We start from the raw sequence: 3450 nt of genomic DNA on the forward strand, positions 1-3450 counted from the left end.
GGGTTGGGATGGGTCTAGCACTTCCCCCGGAAACCCATCCCCCTCCTATCCGGTAGTCTCGGCTGCGCCTCGCCGCTCCACAGGCGGCGAGCAGTGCTCGCCGAAACCCCTGTTCCGCCCCCCTTGAAGGGGGAGGAACCGCGATCGCTCCTTGGATTATCGCCAGTTTCCCCTATGGATTCGATCTTCGTTTTCGAGCAGCTCCTCAACGGCCTCGGCTTCGGCCTGATGCTGTTCCTGCTCGCGGCCGGCCTCACGCTCGTGTTCGGCATCATGGACACGATGAATCTCGCGCACGGTTCCCTCTACATGGCCGGCGCCTACGTCGCCGCGCGCGTGCATGAGGCGAGCGGCAGCTTCGTCGGCGCGGTGCTGGTCGCGGTCGCGGCGACGGTGCTGGTGGCGTTCGTGCTCGAAGCGCTGATCGTGAAGCGGCTCTACGCGCGCGACCACCTCGCGCAGGTGATCGCGACCTTCGGCGTGATCCTGATCGCCGACGACGCGGTGAAGGCCATCTGGGGGCCGTCGCCGGTGATGGCGACGACACCGGCGGCGCTCGCGGGGCCGGTGCAATTGCTGCCCGAGCTGCCGTACCCGGCCTACCGGCTGGTGCTGCTGGCGGTGGGGTTGCTGGTCGCGATCGGGTTGTACGTGCTGGTGAATCACACCCGCGTCGGCATGCTGGTGCGTGCGGGCGCGTCGAACCGCAAGATGGCGGAGTTCATGGGCGTGCGCGTCGGGCGCGTGTTCTCCTTCGTGTTCGCGCTCGGCGCGGCGCTCGCGGCGCTCGCCGGTGCGCTGATGGGGCCGATCAGCGCGGTGCAGATCGGCATGGGCGAGGCGATCCTGATCCCCGCGCTGGTCGTCATCGTCATCGGCGGCATCGGCTCGGTGCGCGGCGCTTTCGTCGCGGCGCTGCTGGTGGGGCTGGTCGACACGGCCGGCCGCGCCTTCCTGCCGCCGTTGCTGCGCTCGGTGCTGCCGCCCGCGCTGGCGGCGGACCTCGGCCCCGCATTCGCGGGGATCGCGATGTACGTGCTGATGGCGGCCGTGCTGATCCTGAAGCCGGCGGGCCTGTTCCCGGCGCGGGCGTGAGGGGCAGCGATGAGTGACAAGCTTCATTCCGCTGCGATCCCGTCGTCGGACGGCGTTGCGCGCTGGCTGCCTTGGGCGCTGTTGGTCGCGCTGGCGCTCCTGCCGGTTGTCGGCGCGCAGCTCGGTCTCGACTACTACGTCGGCTTCGTGCGCCGCATGCTGATCGTGATGATCGCGGCCACCAGCCTCAACTTCATCCTCGGCTACGGCGGCATGGCGGCGCTGGGTCACGCGGGTTTCATCGGCGTGGGGGCCTACACGGTGGTCGCGCTCGTCGATGCGGAGGTGAGTTCGGCGTGGGGGGCGTGGGGTGCAGCGGTGCTGGTCTCGGGCGCATTCGCCGCGCTGATCGGCGCGGTGTCGCTGCGCACGCGCGGCGTGTATTTCCTGATGATCACGCTCGCCTTCGCGCAGATGCTGTACTACCTCGCGGTGTCGCTGTCGGCCTACGGCGGCGACGACGGCTACGGCCTGTATTCGCCGCTGGAGCTGGGCTTCGGCCGCACGACGGGCGATGCTGCGCTGTTCTTCTGGATCGTGCTTGGCCTCGCCGCGCTGGTGTTCGCGTTCGCGAGCCGCGCTGCGGTGTCGCGCTTCGGCCACGCGCTCACCGGCATCCGCGACAACGAGACGCGCATGGAGGCGCTCGGCTATCCGGTGTATCGCCTGAAGCTTGCCGCCTTTACCGGCGCGGGCGCACTCGCGGGGCTCGCCGGCGCCTTGCTCGCGAGCCACAACAACTTCGTCAGCCCGTCGACGATGCACTGGACGGAATCCGCGACGCTGCTCGTGATGGTGGTCCTCGGCGGACTGGGGCGGCGCTGGGGCGCGGTGCTGGGCGTCGCGGTGTGGCTCGCGCTGTCGGAAGTGTTGAAGCTGTACACGGAATACTGGCATTGGCCGCTGGGGCTGATGCTGATCGCGGTCGTGTTCGTCGCGCCGCGCGGGCTCGCGGGGTTGTTCGACGGCAGGAGGGCAGTCCAGTGAGCCTGTTCGTCGCGCAGGATCTCGTGAAGCGCTTCGGCGGGCTGGTCGCGACCGACCAGGTCAGCCTCTCCGTCGGGCCGGGCGAAGTGCATGCGCTGATCGGGCCGAACGGGGCGGGCAAGTCGACGCTCGTGAACCTGATCTCCGGGCTGCTGCCGGCCGACGGGGGTTCCATCATGCTGGACGGCGTCGAGCTCACGACCATGAGCGCCCATGATCGGGTGCGGCACGGCCTGTCGCGCTGCTTCCAGATCACCAGCGTGTTCCGAGGCGACTCCGTGCTCGACAACTTGCTGCTGGCGGTGCAGGCGCATTCCGGGTCGAGTTTCCGCTGTCTCGGACGGCGTTCCGCCGAGGGGGGCTTGCGCGAGCGGGCGCAGGAGCTTGCGCACAAGGTCGGCCTGGAGGACAGGCTGGATCGGGTCGCCGGAACGCTTCCCCACGGCGTGCAGCGCAAGCTCGACGTCGCGCTGGCGCTCGCGGCGCGGCCGAAGCTGCTGCTGCTGGATGAGCCGATGGCGGGCATGGGGCCGGAGGATTCGCAGCAGATGGTCGAGCTGATCGCGCGCCTGCGTTCCGAGGCCGCGATCCTGCTGATCGAGCACGACATGGACGCGGTGTTCCAGCTTGCCGACCGCATCTCGGTGCTGGACTACGGCAAGGTGCTCGCGTCCGGCGACACGACCTACATCCGCGAGCACCCCGAGGTGCAGGCGGTGTATCTGGGCGTGGAGGAGGTGCGATGAGCCGCGCGGTGCTGCTGAGCTGCGTGGGCCTGGAAGCCGGCTACGGCGCGAGCCAGGTGCTGTTCGGGCTCGACTTCGACATCCGTGCCGCCGAAGTCGTGACGCTCCTCGGGCGCAACGGCATGGGCAAGAGCACGACGATCAAGACGGTGATCGGCGGCCTGCGCGCGCGGCGCGGCGAGATCCGCTTCGACGGGCAGGCGATCCACGGTCTGTCCGCGGATGCGATCGCGCGTCTGGGCGTGGCGATCGTGCCGGAAGGACGGCAGTGCTTCCCGAACCTGAGCGTGCGCGAGCATCTCGTCGCCTTCGCGGACAACCGCAGCGGCGCGGCCGAGCCGTGGACGCTGGAACGGCTGTACGCGCTCTTCCCGCGGCTGAAGGAGCGCGCCGGCCACCTCGGCAACCAGCTCTCCGGCGGCGAGCAGCAGATGCTCGCGATCGCGAGGGCGCTATCGACGAACCCGCGCCTGCTGATCCTCGACGAAGCGACCGAAGGCCTCGCGCCGGTGATCCGCGAGGAGATCTGGCGCTGCCTCGCGCGCCTGAAGGACGCCGGCCAGACGACGCTGGTCGTGGACAAGTACGTCGAGCGCCTCGTGAAGCTCGCCGATCGCCACAT

The 3450-nt window shown here is 69.6% G+C and carries 4 protein-coding genes; all 4 read left to right on the plus strand.

Annotation, left to right across the window (positions count from 1 at the left end):
• Positions 1-174 precede the first annotated feature (174 nt).
• Positions 175-1095, plus strand: coding sequence for a branched-chain amino acid ABC transporter permease (locus tag GPA27_RS28015; RefSeq protein ID WP_169143687.1), 921 nt, complete (start codon positions 175-177; stop codon positions 1093-1095).
• Between the two features lie 9 nt (positions 1096-1104).
• The gene (locus tag GPA27_RS28020; RefSeq protein ID WP_169143688.1) at positions 1105-2082 is read left to right on the plus strand and encodes a branched-chain amino acid ABC transporter permease; all 978 of its coding nucleotides are present in this window, start codon (positions 1105-1107) and stop codon (positions 2080-2082) included.
• Complete coding sequence (locus GPA27_RS28025) at positions 2079-2828, plus strand: ABC transporter ATP-binding protein (protein ID WP_169143689.1); 750 nt, start codon at positions 2079-2081, stop codon at positions 2826-2828. The genes GPA27_RS28020 and GPA27_RS28025 overlap by 4 nt, the downstream gene beginning before the upstream one ends.
• Positions 2825-3450, plus strand: a 626-nt coding sequence (locus tag GPA27_RS28030) for an ABC transporter ATP-binding protein (protein WP_169143690.1), incomplete at its 3' end; no start/stop codon positions are given. The genes GPA27_RS28025 and GPA27_RS28030, both read left to right, overlap by 4 nt.

Source organism: Aromatoleum toluolicum (assembly GCF_012911005.2).
Classification (GTDB): Bacteria; Pseudomonadota; Gammaproteobacteria; order Burkholderiales; family Rhodocyclaceae; genus Aromatoleum; species Aromatoleum toluolicum.

Excerpts from the sequence above, each read along its gene's own strand:
- GPA27_RS28015 (WP_169143687.1), top strand. The coding sequence starts at position 175 with ATGGATTCGATCTTCGTTTTCGAGCAGCTCCTCAACGGCCTCGGCTTC.
- GPA27_RS28020 (WP_169143688.1), top strand. The coding sequence starts at position 1,105 with ATGAGTGACAAGCTTCATTCCGCTGCGATCCCGTCGTCGGACGGCGTT.